We start from the raw sequence: 17,237 nt of genomic DNA, 5'->3' as shown, positions 1-17,237 counted from the left end.
TATGGAACTTGAGCAAGCCCGCAAACGCGCCGAAGAACTGCGCGTCATCATAGAAAAAAACAACCGCCTTTATTACGACCAGGACGCCCCCGAGCTGGAAGATTTCGAGTACGACGCCCTGAACCGGGAGTTAAAGCAAATCGAGGCTGAATACCCTGAGCTGGTCACAGCGTCCTCGCCCACGCAGCATGTCGGCGGCACGGCCAGCAGCAAATTCAGCAAGGTAACGCACGCCGTCAAGATGGAGAGTTTGCAGGACGCATTCTCGTTTGACGAGCTGCGGGAGTTTGACACCCGCGTGCGCGAGGCTGGCATCGAGCCGGAGTATGTCGTCGAGGCGAAAATCGATGGCCTTTCGGTCAGCCTTGAATACCGCATGGGCCAGCTCGTGCGCGGCTCGACCCGCGGCGACGGCGTTGTGGGCGAGGATGTGACCGAGAACATCATGACCATCAAAGACATCCCGCACGAACTGCCCGACGCGCCGGACTTTTTGGAGGTGCGCGGCGAAGTCTATATGCCGCACTCGGCATTCTTTAAACTGAAAGAACAGCAGGAGCTTGAGGACAAAACGCCCTTCAAAAATCCCCGCAATGCGGCGGCCGGTTCTCTGCGGCAGAAGGATTCCAAAATCACGGCAGAACGCGGATTGTCCATCTTTGTGTTCAACTTGCAGCAGTGCGAGGGTCGAACCTTCAAGACTCACCATGAAACGCTTGACTACATCAAAACGCTGGGGTTCCCGGTATCACCGCGGTACAGCGTGTTTGAGAATATCGAGGACGCCATCAAAGAAATTGAATCCATCGGCGAAGCCCGCGGCACGCTGGAATTTGACATTGACGGCGCAGTCATCAAGGTCAACGACCTGGCCGCCCGCCGCACGCTGGGCAGCACGAACAAGTTCCCGCGCTGGGCGATTGCATTTAAGTATCCGCCTGAGGTTAAAGAGAGCGTCGTCCGTGATATTGAAGTCACCGTCGGCCGCACCGGCGTACTGACGCCGACGGCGGTGTTTGACCCGATTTTCTTGGCGGGCACCAGCGTTTCCCGCGCCAGTCTGCACAACGGCGATATCATTGCAAACCTCGGCGTTGGCATTGGCGATACCATCAAGGTGCGCAAAGCGGGGGACATCATCCCCGAAGTCATTGGCGTTTCGGCCCGGCTGCCGGGCAGCAAGACTTTCACGATGCCCACGGTCTGCCCCAGCTGTGGCGCACCGGTCGTGCATTTGCAGGACGAAACGGCCCTGCGCTGCGTCAACCCCGAGTGCCCGGCCCAAAGCCTGCGCAACCTCATCCACTTTGCGTCCCGCAACGCCATGGCCATTGACGGCCTGGGCGAGGCTGTGGCCGTGCAGCTCATCGACAAAGGGCTGGTCAGCACCGTGGCCGATCTGTACACCTTAACTGAGGAACAGCTGCTTACCTTAGACAAGTTCAAGAAAAAGAGCGTGCAGAATTTGCTGAATGCCATTGAGGGTTCCAAGCGCAACAACCTCGACAAGTTGATTTTCGGCCTGGGCATCCGCAACATCGGCGACAAGGCCGCCGCACTGCTGGGCGAGCATTTCGGCAGCATGGACGCACTTCGCCAGGCCACGGCCGAACAGATGTGCGAGATCGACGGCTTTGGCGAGGTCATGGCCCAGAGCGTGCTGGAATTTTTTGCAAAGGACGGAACGACCGACCTGCTGCGCCGCCTGGCCGACGACGGCGTGAATATGCAGTGGACCGGCGAAAAGAAGGGCACAGCGCTGGCCGGTATGACGCTGGTCGTGACCGGCACGTTGCCGACGCTCTCCCGTCAGGAAGCCGAAGCCCTCATCACCCAGAACGGCGGCAAGGCGGCAGGGTCTGTCAGCAAAAAGACGAGCTACGTTGTGGCCGGTGAGGCCGCCGGTTCCAAATTAACCAAAGCCCAGACACTGGGCATTCCGGTATTGGACGAGGCCGGGCTGTATAGGCTGATTGAGGAAAACGACCAATAACGCGCGGACGCATCGCATATAGAATGCTCCCCTACAACCGTAAGTATCGGCATCCTCGATGACCCACAAAACATCACACTTTTCTACTGGACATTTCCATTCGGGGATGTCCTCTTTTTTGTTCTATCCGCCCGCGCGGCATCATACAGTGGCAGTGTGAGGTGAAGAAACGATGGACGAGTATTACCGCCTGCTGCAAAGCCTACCACCCGCACTGCGCGCACCGTTGGAAAAACTGGATATCCACTACGCGCCGTATGTCCAGGAAATACGCCTGCGGCTGGGGCAGCCCGTGCTGTTCACGATGCAGGGCCGCCTATGTCCGGCGGCAAAGTTTCTGCCGGGTGCCAGGCTGCCCACCGTATTGGATGCCGAGGCTCTGCGTGACTGCTTTTTGCAGCTCTGCCGCCGCTCGGTCTACGCCTATGAGGACGAGTTGAAACGAGGGTATTTCACTGTGCAGGGCGGCTGCCGCATCGGCGTGGCTGGGTGCCGCGGGCCGGGCGGTTTCTCGGCAGTGACGTCGCTCAACCTGCGCATTGCCCGCTGGCTGACCTGCCCGCTGCCATCGGAGTTGGAAGCCTACATAGCCACGCCCGCCGGCGGTCTGCTGCTGGCCGGCCCGCCGGGCAGCGGCAAAACCACACTGCTGCGATCTCTTGTGCAAAAGTTCTGCGAAGGGGAGACCATCGTCAGCGTCATCGACGAGCGCGGGGAACTGATGGCCTGCGAGAGCGGCAGCCTGCCACGCGCCGCGCGGATACGCTGCGACGTCTACGCCCGCTGCACCAAGGCCGAGGGCATTGCCATGGCGCTGCGCTGCATGAACCCGCGCATCATCGTCTGTGACGAGCTGGGCACACCGGGGGACGCAGAGGCCATAGCGCAGGGCGTGGCCTCGGGGGTCATCTTTCTCGCCACCGTGCATTGCGACAGCCCCGAGGGTCTGCGCAAAAAGCCCCAGCTGGCACAGTTGCTCGCCACAGGCGCATTTGAAAAAGCAGCTTTTTTGTCGGGCCGTGCGCAGCCCGGCACCGTGGTTCGGTGGGTGGCGCTGTGACGGTTTTTCTGCGCACTGCCGGGGCGCTGCTATTGATTTTAGCCGGGGCTGGCGGTGGGTTTGCCGCAGCCGCCCGCATCGGCACGCAGCAGCGGCAGTGCCATACCTTTGCCCGGCTGCTGGCCTACCTGGCGGAACTGCTGGAAGCGCAAGCCCTGGCCGGGCCGGAGCTGCTGGCCCGCGCGGCCCGCTGCCCGGCATTTTCCGCCTGCTGCCCTGCGGGTACAGCGGCGCTGTCAGCCCTACGCCCGCCAGACTGCCTGCCGGATGCCCTTTGCCGAGAGATTGCCGAGACACTGGCCGCTGCCGAAGAATCCCCGCGCCTGACTGCCTGTGCCGCGCTGCGCCGGTTGGCGGCGCTGTGTGAGGCCGAGGCCGACGAGCTTGCCGCCCGCGCCCACGATGCCCGCCGGCTGTGGCCCCGCCTGGGCGGCTGTCTGGGCGTATTGGCCGCCATTTTGCTGTGGTAAGGAGTGGCCCGAAATGGACATTGACCTTGTTTTCAAGATCGCCGCTACCGGCATCATCGTTGCCGTTTTGAACCAGCTGCTCATCCGTTCCGGGCGGGAGGATCAGGCCATGATGACGACGCTCGCCGGGCTGATCGTCGTGCTGACAATGCTGGTGCGGCAGATCAGCGACCTGTTCGTCCTCATCAAAGCGCTGTTTGAATTATGAGCTATGATACTGCTTTGCAAGCTGGCCGCCGCTGTGTTTGTGGCGGCCGTGTTGACCCTGCTGCTGAAAAAGGACCAGCCAGCCTTCGCGTTCCTTGTCTCGGCCTGCACTGCCGCCGGGCTGCTGGCGGTGGTGGTACAACAGGTAGACCCATGGCTGGACTGGCTGCGCACGCTGGACGTCTATTTTCAAGGGCAGAGCCCGGCGGTGCTGCTGCGGGTGCTGGGCATTGCGCTGGTGGCCCAGTTTGCCGCCGATACCTGCAAGGAGGCCGGGCTTTCTGCCGCCGCGACCGCCGTCGAGCTGTGCGGCCGCGTGCTGGCCCTTTTGCAGGCGCTGCCGCTGCTGCAATCGCTGCTCGGCTCCTTTGCGGACTATTTGCAGTGATCCTTCTTTTCGCCGCGCCGCCCGCCGCATTTGCGGACGAGCTGCCCGCGGACGCTCAGGCTATTCTGGATGAAAGCGGCGTCGATATCACCGACGCTGCCGGGTGGAGCCTTTCTGACCTGTGCGATACGTTAGGCAGCTGGCTGGCCGAGGGCTTCCAGCCTGCACTGCACTTTGCAGCCCAGGCCGCCGGATACCTGCTGCTGGCGGGACTGCTGGGGCTTTTAGCAGGCAGCCCATACAGCGGCTATGTGGAAATTCTTGCCGTGCTGGGGTTCGGTTCGTTGAGCCTTTCCACCGTCATGCAGCTGACAGAACTCGTCGCCGCCACAGCGCAGGACTGCCGCACCTACTTAACCACCTTTGTGCCGGTGTTCAGCGGCCTTGCGGCGGCGGGCGGGCAGGTTTCCGGGGCGCTGGTGTACAGCGGCATGTTCTTGGCTATGTCGGGTTTTCTCGCGTCACTCATCCAAAAATTGCTGTTGCCCATCATGCAGATATACTTCTGCTTCGCCGTCTGCGCCTGCCTGTGGGGCAACCACGGCATTGAGGATGCCGCTGCGCTGTTTGCCCGCTGTATCAGCTGGCTATTAAAGGTCTGCGGGGCGCTGTTCAGCCTGGTGCTGGGGCTGCAAAGCACACTGGCCGCCACAGTGGACAACGCCGCGCTAAAGACCGGTAAAGGGCTTTTGCAGGGAGCCATCCCGGTAGTGGGGGACGCCGCTGCCGCCGCGCTGACTGGGGCCGCCGCGGCCTTACAGCTGCTCAAAGGCTCGCTGGCGTTGGCGGCACTGCTGGCGCTGGCCGCGCTGTTTGCCCCATTGTTTCTGAAAAGCCTTGCCTACACCGTCACCTTTGCGGCGGCAGGCATCGTGGCCGGGGCCACCGGGCAAAAACAGTGCGCCCGGCTGTGCCATCTCTACTTTGAGGGTGCGCGGCTCTGCGGGTCGGTGCTGGTGCTCTACTTTTTTATGGTGTTTCTGTCCACCGCGCTTTTGCTGCTGGCAGGGAATGGAGGTTTTGGATGACTTCGCTGCGTCATTTAGCGCTGGGGTGCTGTGTGATCTCAGCATTAGCGGGGATGCTGCGGCTCTTCTGGCCGGAAAACAGCTTTAAAACCGTCATAAACGCCGTGCTGGTGCTGTATATTTTAACAGCGGGCGTGCAGATGGTGCGCGGCATGGATTGGCACGGCCTGGCCGACGAGCTGCGCAACCTGCCCGCAGGGGGCAGTACCGCCGACTATGAAGCCTACCGCCGGGAATTGGCGCTAGCGGCCTCGGTGGACGCCGTGCGGGAAGTGCTGCGCGGTGCGGGTATTGACGCGGCGGTCAGTTTGCAGGATGGCGTCTGCGTCATCACGCCGGTGGATATCCGCGACAAAGCAGCCATCGAGTCTCTTTTGGCCGTCAACGCGGGCACGCTGCCTTGGCAGTTTGCGGGGGATGCCCCATGACCGCCCAGGAGAAGCTGGCCCCGCTGGCCGCCAAGCTGCACGCAGCCCTGGCTGACGAAAAGCAGCGGGTGAACCTGCTGGTCTGCACCGGGCTGGCTGGGCTGGTGCTGCTGGGTGTCACGGCCTGGCTGCCTGCCGGGAACAGCACACAGTCCCCGCAAACAGTGCAGACCGACACAGCCGCCGACTACGCCACCCAGCTGGAAAGCCGTCTGACCGCGCTGATTTCCCGCGTAGAAGGGGCTGGAAAGACCGCTGTCATGGTCACGCTGGAATCCGGCAGTGAGAGCATCTACGCCACCGACACCGACGCTGACGGTGCATCGACCCATGTGCTGCTGGGCAGCGGCAGGGCAGACGGCCTTGTCGAGACCGTGCAGATGCCGCAGGTTTTGGGCGTGGCTGTTGTGTGCGAGGGCGGCGGCAACGCAGCCGTACAGAACCGCGTGACCGCGCTGGTGGAGACATTGACCGGCGTCGGCGCGAACCACATCACCGTTGCAAAAATGGCATCGACCAGATAGAGGAGGAGCCGTTATGAAACAAGTTTCTGCCAAACTGAAAAACCGCGGTGCGACCGCCGCCGTCCTGATGCTGGCGCTGGGAGCCGCCGTGTATCTGAACTGGTCCTTCTCCCGCGAGGCCCCGTCGAGCCTGGTCGTCTCGGAGGATATTGCCGCCGATGCCGTGGAGACATCCGCCGCTGTATCCGAAATCCTGACCGACCCGCTGGCCGTAGAGACTGCAGCAGATGCCGAACCCGCCGCAGAGGAACTGGGCGATAAAAACTATGGCGAAGCCCAGCTGGTCAGTGTGAACCAGGATTCCGGCACAGAGTTTTTTGAGTCCGCCCGCTTAACGCGCAGCAAGGCCCGGGACGAAGCGCTGGACACCTTGAAAAAGTCCCTGAAGGACGCCAAACTCAGCGACGCCGAAAAAGACCAGCTGACCACTGAGCTCAGCGCCCGCATCAGCAATATTACGCTGGAAACCAAGCTTGAAACGCTCATCAAGTCCAAGGGCTTCGCCGACTGCGTTGTCAACCTGGAGGGCAGCAAGGCCAACGTCACCGTCATGACCGAGAACGATGCCCTGACGGCGGAGGAGGTCACCCGCATCCGCGACGCGCTGCTGAACCAGTGCAAGGGGCTGACCGCGCAGGATATCACCATCGTGGAAGTAAAATAACTGAACATTCTGTTGCAAACGCCGCCGTTTTGTGGTACACTGAATCATATTAGTAGAACTATGGCCAAAAGGCCGTTTGCAACGGGAGGGTACACATTATGGATGTACACAATACCATCGGCGGCAGCTTACAGATCTCGACCGAAGTTATCGCAAAAATCGCGCGTCTGGCCGCGCTGGAGGTTGACGGTGTTTCTGATGTAGCCACCGGCACCAGCCAGAACGTCCGTTCGCTACTGGGCCGTACCGGCCTGCAGAAGCCCGTCACCGTCGTTATGGAGGATGGCATTGCCACCGTCACGGTACACATCACCGTTGTGTACGGCAGTAAGGTCATGCCTCTGTGCGAGAAAGTGCAGGAGAACGTCAAGCAGGCCATCCAGAACATGACCGGCATCACCGTCGCTCGCGTCGATGTGCTGGTCGTGGGCCTGACCGACGCCGACAAGACTGAGAAATAAGAGAGAATCAGGAAAGACAGGAATTTTGAGTATGGAGAAAAAGCTGACCCGCCGCGAGTCCCGCGAGATGGCCTTTCTGACGGCATTTGCCGCCACGTTTGAACCCGAAGAGCCCACCGTGCCCGCTGAGGACCACGCCGCCCCCGACGCCTTTGCCAACCAGCTGCTGGCCGCCATGAACGACCACGCCGCCGAGCTGGATGAGATCATCACCGCCCACCTGAAGGGCTGGACGCTGCCCCGCGTGCCCCGCGTGAGCCTGGTTGCCCTGCGCCTTGCCCTGGCAGAAATGCTGTACGGTGAGGAGCAGAAGCCCGGCGTCGCCATCAATGAGGCCGTGGAGCTGGTCAAAAAATACGGTGCTGACGACGATTATCAGTTTGTCAACGGCCTGCTGGGTTCCGTCGCGCGGGAGCGCGGAGAGGCCCCGGAATCCCAATGCTGACGCTGGGCATCGACACCAGCAATTACGCAACCTCTCTGGCAGTGTTTGACACAGACGCCGGAGAGGTTGTTTGCGATTGCAAAAAGTTTTTGCCTGTCAAAGAAGGTCAACTGGGCCTGCGCCAGAGTGACGCGCTGTTCCACCACACGGCAGCCCTGCCGGAGATGCTGGCTGAGCTTTCCGGCAAGGCCGACCTGACCAAGGTTGCCGCCGTCGGCGTTTCAGCCAAGCCACGCCCGGTGGAAGGGTCGTATATGCCGTGCTTTCTGGCTGGTGTCAGCGCCGCCACGGCGTTTGCACTGGCCAAAGGGCTGCCGATGGTCAAGCTGACCCACCAGCAGGGGCATATTGCCGCCGCACTGTACGCCACCGGCGATCTTACGCTGTTTGAGCGGGAGGCGCTGGTGTTTCACGTATCCGGCGGCACGACTGACCTGCTTTTGTGCCATGAGGCCGAGAGCATCACGCCGCTGGGCACCAGCAGCGATTTATATGCCGGGCAGGCCGTGGACCGGCTGGGCGTCAAACTTGGCTTTCCGTTCCCGGCGGGCGTCTATGTCAGCGAGCAGGCCGCTTTATGCACCGAGAAAGTGCGCCCCAAGGTCAGCGTAAAAGGGCTGACGTGCAGTTTATCAGGTCTTGAAAACCAGTGCACCAAGCTGCTGGCGGAAGGGCACGACGCACCCTACGTCTGCAAATACTGCCTGCTCTGCGTGGGTGAGACACTGGTGCGGATGGCGAACAACGCTTTAGCAGAGTGCCCGGGCCTGCCGGTTGTGTTTGCGGGTGGCGTGATGAGCAGTGATTTAATACGCACCTATGTGACGAACCGCGTGCCGAACGCGCATTTTGTGCCGGGCAAATTTGCCAGTGACAACGCCATCGGCATCTCGATCTTAGCGGCAAGGGAGTGTGGCGCATGGCCGACTACATCAATGTAACCAGCCTGAACCGGCTGGCCAAGCAGGTATTGGCCCAGTGCGACCCGCTGAACGATCTGATCGTCTGCGGCGAGATTTCCGGCTTTACCCGCCACTACAAAAGCGGCCACCTGTATTTTACGCTGAAAGACGAGAACGCGGCCATCAAGACCGTGATGTTCCGCTCCCAGGCACAGCTTTTGAATTTCACGCCGCAGAACGGTATGCTGGTGCTGGTCTATGGCCGCGCCACGATCTATGAGCGGGACGGCGCGTTTCAATTATATGCCGATTATATGAAGCCCTTCGGCGCGGGGGCTGCCCAGATGGCCTTTGACGCGCTGTACAAAAAGCTGGACAGCGAGGGCCTGTTTGCACCCGAGCGCAAACGCCCGCTGCCCGCCGTGCCCAGGTGCATCGGCGTTGTGACCAGCAAGACCGGCGCGGCGTGGCAGGACGTGCAGAACGTCATCGGCCGCCGCTGGCCGATGGTCAAACTGCTGCTGGCCCCGGTCAATGTGCAGGGCATTGAGGCTGAAAAGAGCATCACCGAGGGCATCCGCAGGCTGGACCGTGACCCGCGCCCGGATCTGATTTTGATCACACGCGGCGGCGGCAGCAAAGAGGATCTGTGGGTCTTCAACTCAGAGCGTATCGCCCGTGCCGCCGCAGCCTGCCGCAAACCGGTGGTTTCTGCCGTCGGGCATGAGATTGACACCTCGATTTTGGACTATGTGGCTGACCTGCGTGCGCCCACGCCCTCTGCTGCAGCGGAGATGTGCGTGCCCGACCAGGCGGATGTGCGGCAGAAAATATTCATTTTACAGCAAAATATTCAAAAAAATATACAGAATCGTTGTAATCTATGCTATAATAGGTTTAATCAGCTGGCCGCTGCCCAGATTTTACAGCGCCGACACAGCCAGCTTACCCACCGGGAGCGGGAGTTGGCCGCGCTGCAGGCGTCTGTGCAAAGCGCCGCACAGCGCCGCGTGCAGAGTGCTGAGCGGCAGCTGCAAAACGCCGCCGCTGTGGCGGAATCCCTGAGCCCCTACGCCGTTCTCGCACGCGGCTATACGCTGACCGAGCGGCAGGGTGTGCCCTGCGCGGTGGAGGCACTGCGCCCCGGCGAGACGATCACGGTGCGCAGTGCAAAGGCCGCCGCCGAATGCCGCGTGGAAGCGGTGCATGATTTAGAAACAACAGGGGAGTGATACCCGATGAAACAGCCCAAATCCTTTGAGGAGGGTATGGATCGCCTGCAGGGCCTGCTGAGTCAATTGCAGGATGAGTCCACGCCGCTGGCAGATTCCGTCAAGCTGTATGCGGAGGCTGCCGGTCTGATCCACTATTGCAATACAGCGCTGGACAAGGCCAAGCTGCAGGTCGAGGAGATCGACGCCAGCCTTGCCCCGGGCGGGGAGGTATCCCATGAAGCATGAGGATTATAAGCAGCAGTTCACCGCCTGGGCGCAGCTGACGGAAGCCCGCCTGGCCGAACTGTGCGACACCTATCTGCCGCAGCAATCCGCACTGGGCCAGGCCGCCCGGTACAGCCTTTTGGGCGGCGGCAAGCGGGTACGCGCCGTACTGACACTGGCCGCCTGCCAGCTGTGCGGGGCCGATGCCGCCGACGCACTGGACTATGCCTGTGCGCTGGAAATGCTGCACTGCTATTCGCTCATCCACGACGATATGCCTTGCATGGACAATGATGATTTCCGCCGGGGCCGCCCCAGCTGCCACAAGCAGTTTGGCGAGGCCACGGCTCTTCTGGCCGCCGACGCACTCGTCACAGCTGCGTTTGAAGTCATTGCCAACGCGAAGCTCTCTGCCGAGAGCCGCATTGAGGCCGTGCAGCTGCTCTCCAAGGGCGGCGGCGACCGCGGGATGCTCTACGGTCAGGAGCTGGACAAGCGTTTCGAAACGATGCGTGCCAGTGAGAGCGAACTTTTAGAACTGCACGCCCACAAGACCGGTGCGCTCATCATTGCCGCTGTGGAACTGGGCTGCGCGGCGGCAGGCGTTAAGGCGGATACTGCTATTCGCAAATCCCTTGTTCGCTATGCGGCCGAAGTCGGCCTTGTATTTCAGATTGTTGACGACATTCTTGACGTCACCTCTACGACAGAAGAACTCGGCAAGCCGGTCGGCAGCGACGCGGACAATGACAAAACCACCTTTATCACGCTGTACGGCTTGCAGGATGCCCATGAGAAAGCAGAGCATCACAACGCCGCAGCTCTGGCCGCGCTGGATGCGCTTGGGCCAAAGGCAGATTTTCTGCGGCTGATGGCGGCGGAACTGCTGGAACGTAAGAAATAAGGATGTGATTTTCCTATGCCACTGCTGCGCGCTGCGCTGAGTTGGAATTTTGTGCTGGTCACGGCGGTCTGCGCATCGCTATTGGCACAGCTTATTAAGGTGCTGCTCAACCTGTTTATCTTCCACCGCTTTATTGCCGAGCGTATGTGGGGGGCCGGCGGTATGCCCAGCTCCCATTCGGCCACGGTCTGCGCCATGGTCGTTGCCACAGGGCGCTACTGCGGCGTCAGCTCACCGATTTTTGCCATTGCGGCCGTGCTGTCCATCATCGTCATGTATGACGCCATGGGCGTGCGCTATGAGACCGGTGAGCAGGCGAAAGTTCTGAATCGTATGTTCACCGAATGGATGGATCAGGGTTTTGAGCAGTTCCAGCTGCCTCACGGCAAAAAGTTGAAGGAAATGGTCGGCCATACGCCGATCGAAGTTTTGACCGGCGCGGCGCTTGGCATTGTGCTGGGCTTTGCCATGCCGATGGTGTAAAAAACGAGGTGCATCTATGAGCTATCCTTTGTTGGAGCGCATCAATGCGCCCGGGGAGATAAAAAACCTGCCGATGACTGATATGCCCGCCCTGTGTGAGGAAATCCGGCAGTTTTTGATTAAAAGTGTTTCCGAGACCGGCGGCCATCTGTCGTCGAACCTCGGCGTGGTCGAACTGACGGTTGCCCTGCATCGCGTGCTGGATTTCCCGCAGGACAAGCTTCTGTTTGACGTCGGCCACCAGTGCTACACCCACAAGCTGCTGACCGGCCGCCGTGCGGGCTTTGCCCAGCTGCGCCGTAAAGACGGCATTTCGGGCTTTCCCAGCCCGAAAGAGAGTGACTGTGATGCGTTCATTGCCGGGCATGGCAGTGCGGCGTTATCCACTGCCATCGGTATTGCCCGGGCGAAAAAGCTCAAGAATGAGCCTGGCAAAGTCGTGGTCATCGTGGGCGATGGCGCTTTCACCGGCGGCATGGTCTACGAGGGCATGAACAATGTCAGCAAGCTGAACAATCTTATTGTCATTCTGAATGACAATAAGATGTCGATTTCCAAAAATGTCGGCCAGATGGCAAATTATCTGACCAAGCTGCGCACCGACCCAAAATACTCCCACGTCAAGGCCCATATGGAAACAACGTTGGAGCGCATCCCGGTGGCCGGTAACGCCATGGTCAAGGTGTTGCAGAGTGGCAAGCAGCTGATTCGCCGCGGCATTTACAAATCCACGATGTTTGAGGAGATGGGCTTCCAGTACATCGGGCCCATCGACGGCCATGATGTGGATATGCTGACCCACACGCTGACGAACCTGCGGGAGCAGTATGCCCCGGTGTTCCTGCACATTGTCACCCAGAAGGGCAAAGGCCTGAAACCCGCCGAGGAAAACCCCGGCGAGTTCCACGCGGTATCGTCCATCGATTTGAGCCATTTGACTGACCCCGAGCTTTCGCCGAAGGATTCCTTCTCGTCAACGTTCGGCTGTGCGTTAGCGGATTTGGGCGATGACGAGCCGCGCGTCTGTGGCATCACCGCTGCCATGAAGTACGGCACAGGCCTCAACTTCTTCAAGCACCGCCATCCTGGCCGCTTCTTTGACGTCGGCATGGCGGAAGAACACGCCGTCAGCTTTGCGGCGGGCCTTGCCAGCCAGGGGCTTTTGCCCGTGGTTGCGATTTACTCTACGTTTTTCCAGCGTGCCTACGACCAAATCATCCATGATGTCAGCCTGATGCAGCTGGATGTACTTTTCGCCGTAGACCGCGCGGGTCTTGTGCCCGGCGACGGTGCGACCCATCAGGGCATCTACGATGTGGCATTTTTCTCGAATGTAAATATCCCGGTCTTTGCGCCGTCCAACTATGCGGAGCTTCGCTATTGGCTGACCTATCTGGTGCGTGAGGCCCGCGGCCCGCGTGCCATCCGCTATGCCCGCGGGGAGGAAAAGCCCGCCCTTGCGGCGTTGCCCTGCACAGGGGCGCGGTACGATGTGCTGGAACCTGTGGAGGGTGCCAAAGTCGCCCTGGTCAGCTACGGTGCCGAAGCCGAGGAAATCATTGCGGCCAAGGATCTGCTTGCCCAGAACGGCGTGCAGACCGACTGCGTCAAGCTGACGCAGATTTTCCCGCTGCCTGACGGCCTGTGCGACACGCTGCGCAGCTATGATACGATTTTGTTTGCCGAGGATTCCGTCCGCACCGGCAGCATCGGCGAACAGCTGGGCTTTGCCATGCAGCAATGCGGCTGGCAAGGGAAATACCTGCTGCACGCCGTAGACAATACACACCTGCTGCACGCCAACGTGCCCGAACTGCGCAAGGATCAGCAGCTGGACGCGGCGGCCCTGTGCAAGGATATTTTGGACTATTTAAAGGAGAAACAGGCATGAGCAAAATTCGCCTGGATCAATACCTGTGCCAGAATGGTCTGGTGCAGAGCCGGGAGCGCGCCAAGGCGCTCATCATGTCCGGCATTGTCTTTGTCAACGAGCAGAAAGTCGACAAAGCCGGGGAAATGATTGCGCCCGACGCCAAAGTCGAAGTGCGCGGACACGACATCGGCTATGTCAGCCGCGGAGGCCTTAAGCTGGAAAAGGCTATGCAGGTCTTTCCGATGCGCCCGGACGGCAAAGTCTGCATGGATATCGGTGCCTCTACCGGCGGTTTTACCGACTGCATGCTGCAAAACGGCGCGGTCAAGGTCTATGCCGTGGACGTTGGCTACGGCCAGCTGGCGTGGAGCCTACGCACAGACGAGCGCGTTATCAATATGGAGAGAACGAACATCCGCAGCGTGAAGCCGGAGGATTTATCCGAGCCGGTAGCGTTTTTCAGCGTCGATGTTTCGTTTATCTCCCTCAAGCATATTTTCCCGGTTGCGGATGCAATCTGCACGCCGGATGCTGTTGGCGTATGCCTTGTCAAGCCGCAGTTTGAGGCAGGCCGCGAGAAGGTCGGCAAAAAGGGTGTCGTGCGTGACCCCGCCACCCATCGCGAGGTCTTGCAGATGGCCGAGGGCTACGCCATGGCAAACCATTTCACCCCTGCGGGCCTGGATTTTTCGCCCATCAAGGGGCCCGAGGGCAACATTGAATATTTGATGTACGTCCAGCACTGCGACACGCCGTTGCCGCTGCCGGAGGGCCTGATTGAAAAGGTCGTGGCAGCCTCCCATGAGACGCTGGACAAGGCCCCCAATCTGCACTGAGAAAGGAATCTGACGCCTATGTCAGTTTTGCTGATTCCGAACCCCACCAAGGACGCAGGGCTTGCCGTTACGCGGCAGGCTGCTGCTGTGCTGGCCGGGTTGGGCGTACAGGTGTTGATGCCGCAGACCTTCGCGGGTGAGGGCAGGCTTGCCGGGGTACAGTTTTTGCCGGAGGCTGACGCCTATCGCGCGGCGGACCAGGTCGTGACCATCGGCGGCGACGGAACGTTGCTGCGGGCCGGACTCTCCTGTATGCGGCACGGCAAGCCGGTTCTGGGTGTGAACCTGGGCCGCATGGGCTTTCTGGCCACCTGCGAGGTCGCCGAACTGCCCACAAAATTGCAGCGCTTGGCAGCGGAGGAGTTCACCCTCGTGAATCGCGGGCTGCTCCACGCCGAGGTCCCCACCCACGGCTGGCGGGCCGATGCCATCAATGATATCGTTCTGTTCGGCCAGACGCGGCTGCACCCGATGGATTATAAAGTGTACTGCGACGGCGCGTTTGTGGGCAGCTACCGCAGCGACGGCATGATACTGGCAACGCCAACCGGCTCCACCGCGTATTCGTTTTCCGCAGGCGGGCCGATCTTGGATGTTTCCGCAGATGTGATGGTCTTAACACCGGTCTGCGCCCACAATGTTTACGTGGCACCGCTTGTTTTTGCCGCCAGCCGTCGGCTTGAAATCATTGCCGACGCCGAGAACCGCGACGGCAGCTTTGCCTGCGCGGACAGCAGCGACCAATGTGACCTGCTCCCCGGTGAGCGCCTGTGCATAACGGGCGGCGGGCAGGGCTTACAGCTGATTGCCTTTGACGACGCGGAGCAGTTCCACGCCATAGAGAACAAATTGATGAGGAGATGATCCCTGTGAAAAGTGCACGCCACCAGGCGATTTTGGATTTGATCGAGCAGCACCCCATTGACCGGCAGGAGGATCTGCTGGCCCATCTGCGGGAGGAGGGCTTCGACGTGACCCAGGCCACCGTGTCCCGCGATATCCGCGAGCTGCAGCTGGTCAAGACGGCCACTGCTGACGGCCGCTACCGTTATGTTCCGGCGTCGGCCTCCGGCAAGGTGACGCATTCGCCCAGCCGGTTTGAGATGCTGTTCCGTGAGTCAGTGCTCAAAGTCGATTACGCCGGGAACACCGTGCTGGTCAAGTGCTTTTCCGGTATGGCCAACGCCGCGTGCGAGGTGTTTGACGCCAAGCAGTGGGACAATGTCGTTGGTACGCTTTCTGGCGATGACACATTTTTTATTTTGATGCGCACCCCTGAGGCCGCCGCTGAGATCTGTAAGCAGCTGCAGCAGTACACCCGCCGCGGGTAATCAACAAAACGACAGGGAGGATCTATCCCATGCTGGCAAACCTGAAAATCGAAAATGTTGCCGTTATCGAAAAAGCCGAGGTGAACTTCACCCCCGGCTTTAACGTGCTGACAGGTGAGACCGGCGCCGGCAAGTCCATCCTGATCGATTCCATCAATGCCATTCTGGGCAACCGTACATCGCGTGAGCTGGTGCGCAGCGGCGCGCAGAAGGCCTGCATCTGGGCGACCTTTGAGCGTATCCCTGATTCGGTCAAGAAGCAGCTGGAAAAGTGCGGCTATGAAGCCAACGACGACCTGCTTTTGTACCGCGAAATCAACGCCGAGGGCAAGGGCAGCTGCCGCGTGAACGGTATGCCCGCCACCGCCGCCGTCGTGCGGGATATCTCGGCGGGGCTGCTCTCCATCCACGGCCAGCATGACAGCCAGAGTTTGACGAACCCGGCGCTGCATTTGGGGCTGCTGGATCAGTACGCCCAGAACCGTGCGCTGTTTGCCGAGTATTACCGCCGCTACCGCGAACTGGTCACGGTCAAGCGTCAGCTGGACGCGCTGAACGCCAGTGAGTCCGACAAACAGCGCCGCATCGAGGCGCTGACTGCGGAAATTGACACCATTGACGCTGCCGCTTTGCAGCCCGGCGAGGAAAAGACCTTGCAGGAGCGCAAGAATGTCATCACCCACGCCCAGAGCATTTTGGAAGGCATCACCGCCGCACATCTGGCGCTGGCGGGCGACGAGGACGGCGAGCAATCCGGCGCGGCGGACCTGTTGGGCGGCGCGGTGGACGGCTTACAGAACAGCGCCCGGCTGGATGAGACGCTGGCCCCGATGAGTGAGCGGCTGAACGATTTGTATTACAGCGCCCGCGAACTAGCGACCGATCTGGCCGACCGGCTGGATGCCTACGGTTTTGACACCGGGGAGCTGGATCAAATCGAATCGCGGTTGGATACAATTTACCGTATCAAGCAGAAGTTCGGCATGGAGGTCGACGAACTGCTGGCCAGGCGCGAAGCCGCCGCCGCAGAGCTGGAGACCTTCCAGTCCTCAGGCCAGAAAATTGCCGAACTGAAAGCCCAGATGCAGACGCTGTACGCCGCTGCGAAGGAGGCCGCCGAAAAACTGACCCAGAGCCGCCTGAAGGGCTTTGCCGCCATGAACAAGGAAATGAAAGCGGCGCTGGAATTTCTGAATATGCCGGGCATCCGTTTTGCCCTCAAGCACGCGCGGGGGCCGCTGTCCTCCCATGGGCAGGACACGGTGGAATTTTTGATTTCCACCAACCCCGGCGAGGAACCCAAGCCGTTGGCGAAAATTGCCTCCGGCGGCGAGCTTTCCCGCATTATGCTGGCGTTCAAGAGTGCATTAGCCGACCGCGACGCACTGCCGACGGTCATCTACGATGAAATCGACACCGGCGTTTCCGGTCTGGCGGCGGGGCGCATCGGGCAGCTTTTGCACCAGACAGCCAAAGGGCATCAGGTGCTGTGCATCACCCACACGCCGCAGGTGGCTGCGTTTGCGGACAACCAGCTGCTCATCCAGAAAAACGTCCGCAACGACCGCACGTTTACGGAAATTCATACTCTCGATATGGATGGTCGCGTGGAAGTGCTGGCGCGAATGATTTCCGGCGACAAGGTCAGCGATTTGAGCCTTGCCAGTGCGCGGGAGCTTATCGAAAAGTCGAAATGACGGCGGCGGGCTTGACGCGAGCATCAGCCCCTACAATGCGTAGAGGCACATTCCATATGTGCCCGCCTCTTGACAATCCGTTTAGAATATGATACAGTAAACCA

The 17,237-nt window shown here is 60.5% G+C and carries 21 protein-coding genes; all 21 read left to right on the top strand.

Features of this window, described 5'->3' with window-relative positions; all coding sequences use genetic code 11:
• Position 1 precedes the first annotated feature (1 nt).
• The gene (gene ligA, locus GPK89_RS05930; RefSeq protein WP_215691994.1) at positions 2-1,993 is read left to right on the top strand and encodes an NAD-dependent DNA ligase LigA; all 1,992 of its coding nucleotides are present in this window, start codon (positions 2-4) and stop codon (positions 1,991-1,993) included.
• 172 nt (positions 1,994-2,165) lie between these two features.
• Positions 2,166-3,053: an ATPase, T2SS/T4P/T4SS family gene (locus GPK89_RS05925; protein ID WP_215691993.1), complete on the top strand. Its 888-nt coding sequence runs from the start codon at positions 2,166-2,168 to the stop codon at positions 3,051-3,053.
• Positions 3,050-3,523: a hypothetical protein gene (locus GPK89_RS05920; RefSeq protein WP_215691992.1), complete on the top strand. Its 474-nt coding sequence runs from the start codon at positions 3,050-3,052 to the stop codon at positions 3,521-3,523. The genes GPK89_RS05925 and GPK89_RS05920 overlap by 4 nt, the downstream gene beginning before the upstream one ends.
• 13 nt (positions 3,524-3,536) lie before the next feature.
• Entirely contained in the window at positions 3,537-3,731 is a 195-nt protein-coding gene (spoIIIAC, locus tag GPK89_RS05915; RefSeq protein ID WP_215691991.1) for a stage III sporulation protein AC, read from the top strand.
• 3 nt (positions 3,732-3,734) lie between these two features.
• Positions 3,735-4,118 (top strand): stage III sporulation AC/AD family protein, encoded by a 384-nt coding sequence (locus tag GPK89_RS05910; protein WP_215691990.1) that lies wholly within the window; start codon positions 3,735-3,737, stop codon positions 4,116-4,118.
• Positions 4,115-5,146: a stage III sporulation protein AE gene (locus tag GPK89_RS05905; protein ID WP_215691989.1), complete on the top strand. Its 1,032-nt coding sequence runs from the start codon at positions 4,115-4,117 to the stop codon at positions 5,144-5,146. Before GPK89_RS05910 ends, GPK89_RS05905 begins: the two co-directional genes overlap by 4 nt.
• Positions 5,143-5,574 (top strand): hypothetical protein, encoded by a 432-nt coding sequence (locus tag GPK89_RS05900; protein WP_215691988.1) that lies wholly within the window; start codon positions 5,143-5,145, stop codon positions 5,572-5,574. Before GPK89_RS05905 ends, GPK89_RS05900 begins: the two co-directional genes overlap by 4 nt.
• The gene (locus tag GPK89_RS05895; RefSeq protein ID WP_215691987.1) at positions 5,571-6,098 is read left to right on the top strand and encodes a stage III sporulation protein AG; all 528 of its coding nucleotides are present in this window, start codon (positions 5,571-5,573) and stop codon (positions 6,096-6,098) included. The genes GPK89_RS05900 and GPK89_RS05895 overlap by 4 nt, the downstream gene beginning before the upstream one ends.
• Before the next feature lie 13 nt (positions 6,099-6,111).
• Complete coding sequence (locus tag GPK89_RS05890) at positions 6,112-6,762, top strand: SpoIIIAH-like family protein (RefSeq protein WP_215691986.1); 651 nt, start codon at positions 6,112-6,114, stop codon at positions 6,760-6,762.
• Between the two features lie 98 nt (positions 6,763-6,860).
• On the top strand, positions 6,861-7,223 hold the full coding sequence (locus GPK89_RS05885; protein ID WP_215691985.1) for an Asp23/Gls24 family envelope stress response protein: 363 nt from the start codon (positions 6,861-6,863) through the stop codon (positions 7,221-7,223).
• Between the two features lie 31 nt (positions 7,224-7,254).
• Positions 7,255-7,668 (top strand): transcription antitermination factor NusB, encoded by a 414-nt coding sequence (nusB, locus tag GPK89_RS05880; protein WP_215691984.1) that lies wholly within the window; start codon positions 7,255-7,257, stop codon positions 7,666-7,668.
• The gene (locus tag GPK89_RS05875) at positions 7,662-8,609 is read left to right on the top strand and encodes a glycoprotease (protein WP_215691983.1); all 948 of its coding nucleotides are present in this window, start codon (positions 7,662-7,664) and stop codon (positions 8,607-8,609) included. The genes nusB and GPK89_RS05875 overlap by 7 nt, the downstream gene beginning before the upstream one ends.
• Positions 8,588-9,802: an exodeoxyribonuclease VII large subunit gene (gene xseA, locus GPK89_RS05870; RefSeq protein WP_215691982.1), complete on the top strand. Its 1,215-nt coding sequence runs from the start codon at positions 8,588-8,590 to the stop codon at positions 9,800-9,802. Before GPK89_RS05875 ends, xseA begins: the two co-directional genes overlap by 22 nt.
• 6 nt (positions 9,803-9,808) lie before the next feature.
• Positions 9,809-10,030, top strand: a complete 222-nt coding sequence (gene xseB / locus GPK89_RS05865; RefSeq protein ID WP_252261498.1) for an exodeoxyribonuclease VII small subunit — start codon at positions 9,809-9,811, stop codon at positions 10,028-10,030.
• Complete coding sequence (locus GPK89_RS05860; RefSeq protein ID WP_215691981.1) at positions 10,020-10,913, top strand: polyprenyl synthetase family protein; 894 nt, start codon at positions 10,020-10,022, stop codon at positions 10,911-10,913. Before xseB ends, GPK89_RS05860 begins: the two co-directional genes overlap by 11 nt.
• Before the next feature lie 15 nt (positions 10,914-10,928).
• Positions 10,929-11,396 carry a divergent PAP2 family protein gene (locus GPK89_RS05855; RefSeq protein ID WP_215691980.1) on the top strand — a complete coding sequence of 156 codons (468 nt, stop codon included), beginning with the start codon at positions 10,929-10,931 and terminating at the stop codon, positions 11,394-11,396.
• A 16-nt stretch (positions 11,397-11,412) separates the two neighbouring features.
• Positions 11,413-13,287, top strand: coding sequence for a 1-deoxy-D-xylulose-5-phosphate synthase (gene dxs, locus GPK89_RS05850; RefSeq protein WP_215691979.1), 1,875 nt, complete (start codon positions 11,413-11,415; stop codon positions 13,285-13,287).
• Complete coding sequence (locus GPK89_RS05845) at positions 13,284-14,105, top strand: TlyA family RNA methyltransferase (protein WP_215691978.1); 822 nt, start codon at positions 13,284-13,286, stop codon at positions 14,103-14,105. Before dxs ends, GPK89_RS05845 begins: the two co-directional genes overlap by 4 nt.
• 18 nt (positions 14,106-14,123) lie before the next feature.
• Positions 14,124-14,969, top strand: a complete 846-nt coding sequence (locus GPK89_RS05840; RefSeq protein ID WP_215691977.1) for an NAD(+)/NADH kinase — start codon at positions 14,124-14,126, stop codon at positions 14,967-14,969.
• Positions 14,966-15,436, top strand: a complete 471-nt coding sequence (locus GPK89_RS05835; RefSeq protein ID WP_215691976.1) for an arginine repressor — start codon at positions 14,966-14,968, stop codon at positions 15,434-15,436. Before GPK89_RS05840 ends, GPK89_RS05835 begins: the two co-directional genes overlap by 4 nt.
• A 29-nt stretch (positions 15,437-15,465) precedes the next feature.
• The gene (gene recN, locus GPK89_RS05830; RefSeq protein WP_215691975.1) at positions 15,466-17,133 is read left to right on the top strand and encodes a DNA repair protein RecN; all 1,668 of its coding nucleotides are present in this window, start codon (positions 15,466-15,468) and stop codon (positions 17,131-17,133) included.
• The last annotated feature ends 104 nt before the right edge of the window (positions 17,134-17,237 follow it).

Source organism: Gemmiger formicilis, from assembly GCF_018784445.1.
Taxonomy (GTDB): domain Bacteria; phylum Bacillota; class Clostridia; order Oscillospirales; family Ruminococcaceae; genus Gemmiger.
Note: the sequence above shows the minus strand (reverse complement) of the source record. Positions and strands in the feature narration are given on the sequence as shown.

Excerpts from the sequence above, each read along its gene's own strand:
- ligA (WP_215691994.1), top strand. The coding sequence starts at position 2 with ATGGAACTTGAGCAAGCCCGCAAACGCGCCGAAGAACTGCGCGTCATC.
- GPK89_RS05925 (WP_215691993.1), top strand. The coding sequence starts at position 2,166 with ATGGACGAGTATTACCGCCTGCTGCAAAGCCTACCACCCGCACTGCGC.
- spoIIIAC (WP_215691991.1), top strand. The coding sequence starts at position 3,537 with ATGGACATTGACCTTGTTTTCAAGATCGCCGCTACCGGCATCATCGTT.
- GPK89_RS05910 (WP_215691990.1), top strand. The coding sequence starts at position 3,735 with ATGATACTGCTTTGCAAGCTGGCCGCCGCTGTGTTTGTGGCGGCCGTG.
- GPK89_RS05900 (WP_215691988.1), top strand. The coding sequence starts at position 5,143 with ATGACTTCGCTGCGTCATTTAGCGCTGGGGTGCTGTGTGATCTCAGCA.
- GPK89_RS05895 (WP_215691987.1), top strand. The coding sequence starts at position 5,571 with ATGACCGCCCAGGAGAAGCTGGCCCCGCTGGCCGCCAAGCTGCACGCA.
- GPK89_RS05890 (WP_215691986.1), top strand. The coding sequence starts at position 6,112 with ATGAAACAAGTTTCTGCCAAACTGAAAAACCGCGGTGCGACCGCCGCC.
- GPK89_RS05885 (WP_215691985.1), top strand. The coding sequence starts at position 6,861 with ATGGATGTACACAATACCATCGGCGGCAGCTTACAGATCTCGACCGAA.
- nusB (WP_215691984.1), top strand. The coding sequence starts at position 7,255 with ATGGAGAAAAAGCTGACCCGCCGCGAGTCCCGCGAGATGGCCTTTCTG.
- GPK89_RS05875 (WP_215691983.1), top strand. The coding sequence starts at position 7,662 with ATGCTGACGCTGGGCATCGACACCAGCAATTACGCAACCTCTCTGGCA.
- xseA (WP_215691982.1), top strand. The coding sequence starts at position 8,588 with ATGGCCGACTACATCAATGTAACCAGCCTGAACCGGCTGGCCAAGCAG.
- xseB (WP_252261498.1), top strand. The coding sequence starts at position 9,809 with ATGAAACAGCCCAAATCCTTTGAGGAGGGTATGGATCGCCTGCAGGGC.
- GPK89_RS05860 (WP_215691981.1), top strand. The coding sequence starts at position 10,020 with ATGAAGCATGAGGATTATAAGCAGCAGTTCACCGCCTGGGCGCAGCTG.
- GPK89_RS05855 (WP_215691980.1), top strand. The coding sequence starts at position 10,929 with ATGCCACTGCTGCGCGCTGCGCTGAGTTGGAATTTTGTGCTGGTCACG.
- dxs (WP_215691979.1), top strand. The coding sequence starts at position 11,413 with ATGAGCTATCCTTTGTTGGAGCGCATCAATGCGCCCGGGGAGATAAAA.
- GPK89_RS05845 (WP_215691978.1), top strand. The coding sequence starts at position 13,284 with ATGAGCAAAATTCGCCTGGATCAATACCTGTGCCAGAATGGTCTGGTG.
- GPK89_RS05840 (WP_215691977.1), top strand. The coding sequence starts at position 14,124 with ATGTCAGTTTTGCTGATTCCGAACCCCACCAAGGACGCAGGGCTTGCC.
- GPK89_RS05835 (WP_215691976.1), top strand. The coding sequence starts at position 14,966 with ATGATCCCTGTGAAAAGTGCACGCCACCAGGCGATTTTGGATTTGATC.
- recN (WP_215691975.1), top strand. The coding sequence starts at position 15,466 with ATGCTGGCAAACCTGAAAATCGAAAATGTTGCCGTTATCGAAAAAGCC.